Source organism: Microcoleus sp. N9_A2 (assembly GCF_036701775.1).
GTDB lineage: Bacteria > Cyanobacteriota > Cyanobacteriia > Cyanobacteriales > Microcoleaceae > Microcoleus.
Genome location: NZ_JAUBRH010000131.1, coordinates 300 through 2,761, shown reverse-complemented (window position 1 = coordinate 2,761; position 2,462 = coordinate 300). Strand labels below are relative to the sequence as shown.

The window sequence follows — 2,462 nt, the reverse complement described above, 5'->3', positions numbered from 1 at the left end:
AACGTCTTAAGTTTAACTCCAATTAGGTAACTTAATGTTTTGTTACATAGATATGTTTTTTCCCGCCTACCTACTTATCCTGTCCTTGCTGCAACCGTTTCAAAGGAACTGACCTAGGTTCCATCGACCCTGAGACAGGACAGCTAACTCCCTTTTTTAATCCCCGCCTCCAGGAATGGTCAGACCATTTTCGGCTAGAAGGAGGAGCAATCGTCCCACGGACACCAGAAGGGCGCGTAACCGCTAAAATTCTGCAATTTAACCTCCTAGAACGCATCCTCGAACGCGAGCAACTTATCAGTATTGGGGAATATCCAGCACCCCGCCCACAAACCACATAAACAGTAGGTGATTGTATAAAATCAACTTAACGATGCAGATTGTACCAATAATTTAGATAAGTGGTATTACAAAACAAATGAATAATTTTAATTGTGAAAAAACCTTATAACTGGAATAGGCTTAGAGACTCCTTGGGTGATTGTAATTCCCCCTATGCTTATATAGTAGCTTATTATCTTTCAAGATTTGATAGAGATGCTTATCAGAAATTGGGATTTGGTAATATGACTGATACCCATGAAAAAATAGGCTCTCTACTTGGAATTTCCGCTAATACAATCAAAAATTTGAGAGATGCCTTTGATCCTTATCATGAAAATAGGCGTAGAGGCTGGTGGCAGAGAGAGTTATGGCGTTTTGAGAAAGAAATTTATGAAGGATTTAAAGAATATTCTGAAGAAGAACTCTATGTTTTAGTTGGCAAAATTTTAACCACACCCAAGCTTGATTTTGAACAGCTTTTCGATTCTTTTAGCGTATCATCGGATACACTAATATTTCCTGATGAAGTCGGAGAAGTAGAGGAAACTAAAACTTTTAAAGAAGGTTCTATCCGTCAAATAAAAGTTAATGCTTATGAACGAAATAATCCAGCTCGCAAAAAATGTATTGAATATTATGGGCTAAATTGTTATGTTTGCAAGTTTAACTTTGAAAAAGTTTTTGGAGAAATAGGCAAAGGTTTTATTCATGTTCACCATATAATACCTTTAGCTGAAATTAATCAAGAATATGAAGTTAATCCTATTCAAGATTTACGTCCACTATGTCCTAACTGTCATGCAATGATTCATAGGAAATATCCTCCATTTACTATTGAAGAAATTAAAGATTTACTTAGTAAAAACTGACTTCGTAGATAGATGTCCAAGATATTTTATGATACCATTGAGGCTCAAACCCTTGCCGCACCAGCCATACAGCCGAAAGATTTGACCCCTCCAAAAAATACCTACCCATTCACGGAAATTCCACGAACCGGAAAGCGATTAAACACTCGCGACTGCTAACTGTTCCGCGGCCTCTTTTTCGTTCATCTCGTCGAGTTTTTGCCAAACTTGCTGCATCAATTCATCCAATCCAACTCTACTAACGGCGGAAATCAACAAAATAGGAGCGCCGCTAATTTCTTTAAGTCTGCTGATTAAATTAGCGATTTCTTCGCTTTCGAGGTCGATCGCATCTACTTTATTAAAAGCCAAAATCTGCGGTTTATCGGCTAAACCACGCCTGTAAGCCTTTAACTCTTCCTGAATTGTGACGTAATTGGCGATCGGATCTTCATCGGTAATATCAATCAAGTGCAGCAACAACCGAGTCCGCTCAATGTGCCGCAAAAACTCGTAACCCAAACCAGCACCTTCGTGCGCTCCCTCAATTAATCCCGGAATATCAGCAAATACAGTACCGTCGCCGCTGGGTTTTCTGACTACGCCCAAATTCGGGACTAAAGTTGTAAACGGATAATCTGCTATCTTGGGGCGAGCAGCAGATAAAGCAGAAATTAGCGTCGATTTGCCCGCATTCGGCAAACCAATAATTCCCACTTCAGCTAACAGCTTCAATTCCAGCCGCAAAAACTTGTGTTCTCCTTCTTTTCCCGGCATCGCATAATCTGGAGCCCGGTTAGAATTGGTCAAAAAACACTTATTTCCCAAACCGCCTTTGCCACCTTTAGCTACGCAAAAAGTCTGTCCCGGCGTCACCAAATCTGCTAAGATTGCTTGAGTTTCCGCGTCGTAAACTACTGTACCGCAGGGAACTTCGATCGTGCGATCGTCCCCAGAAGCCCCAGTCATATTCTTCGGCGCGCCCTTCTTCCCGTCTTGACCTTTAAAAATCCGGTTGTATTGGAAATCTAGCAGCGTTTGTAGGCTTTCCACCGCCACCATAAACACAGAACCGCCCCGCCCGCCGGTGCCACCGCTTGGCCCGCCCGCTGGTATATACTTTTCTCTGCGAAAAGCTACCATACCGTCGCCGCCTTTGCCGGCTGCGACTTGAACATCCGCTCGATCGATAAATTGCATAATGAGAGTCAGTAGTCAGTAGTCAGTAGTCAGTAGTCAGTAGTCAGTAGTCAGTAGTCAGTAGTCAGTAGTCAGTAGTCAGTAGTCAGT

General features: G+C 42.0%; 2 protein-coding genes. One reads left to right on the top strand and one right to left on the bottom strand.

All coding sequences use genetic code 11. From position 1 onward, the window contains the following. Positions 1 to 434 precede the first annotated feature (434 nt). A complete protein-coding gene (locus QUA44_RS30260) occupies positions 435 to 1,193 on the top strand; it encodes an HNH endonuclease (protein WP_333257566.1) in 759 nt (252 codons plus the stop codon). A 138-nt stretch (positions 1,194 to 1,331) separates the two neighbouring features. Here QUA44_RS30260 and obgE read toward each other — a convergent pair whose 3' ends face one another. After that, positions 1,332 to 2,372 carry a GTPase ObgE gene (obgE, locus tag QUA44_RS30255; protein ID WP_333257569.1) on the bottom strand — a complete coding sequence of 347 codons (1,041 nt, stop codon included), beginning with the start codon at positions 2,370 to 2,372 and terminating at the stop codon, positions 1,332 to 1,334. Positions 2,373 to 2,462 lie beyond the last annotated feature (90 nt).

What these genes read in the sequence shown, in the direction of transcription:
- obgE (WP_333257569.1), bottom strand. Translation starts at nt 2,372, where the DNA reads ATGCAATTTATCGATCGAGCGGATGTTCAAGTCGCAGCCGGCAAAGGC.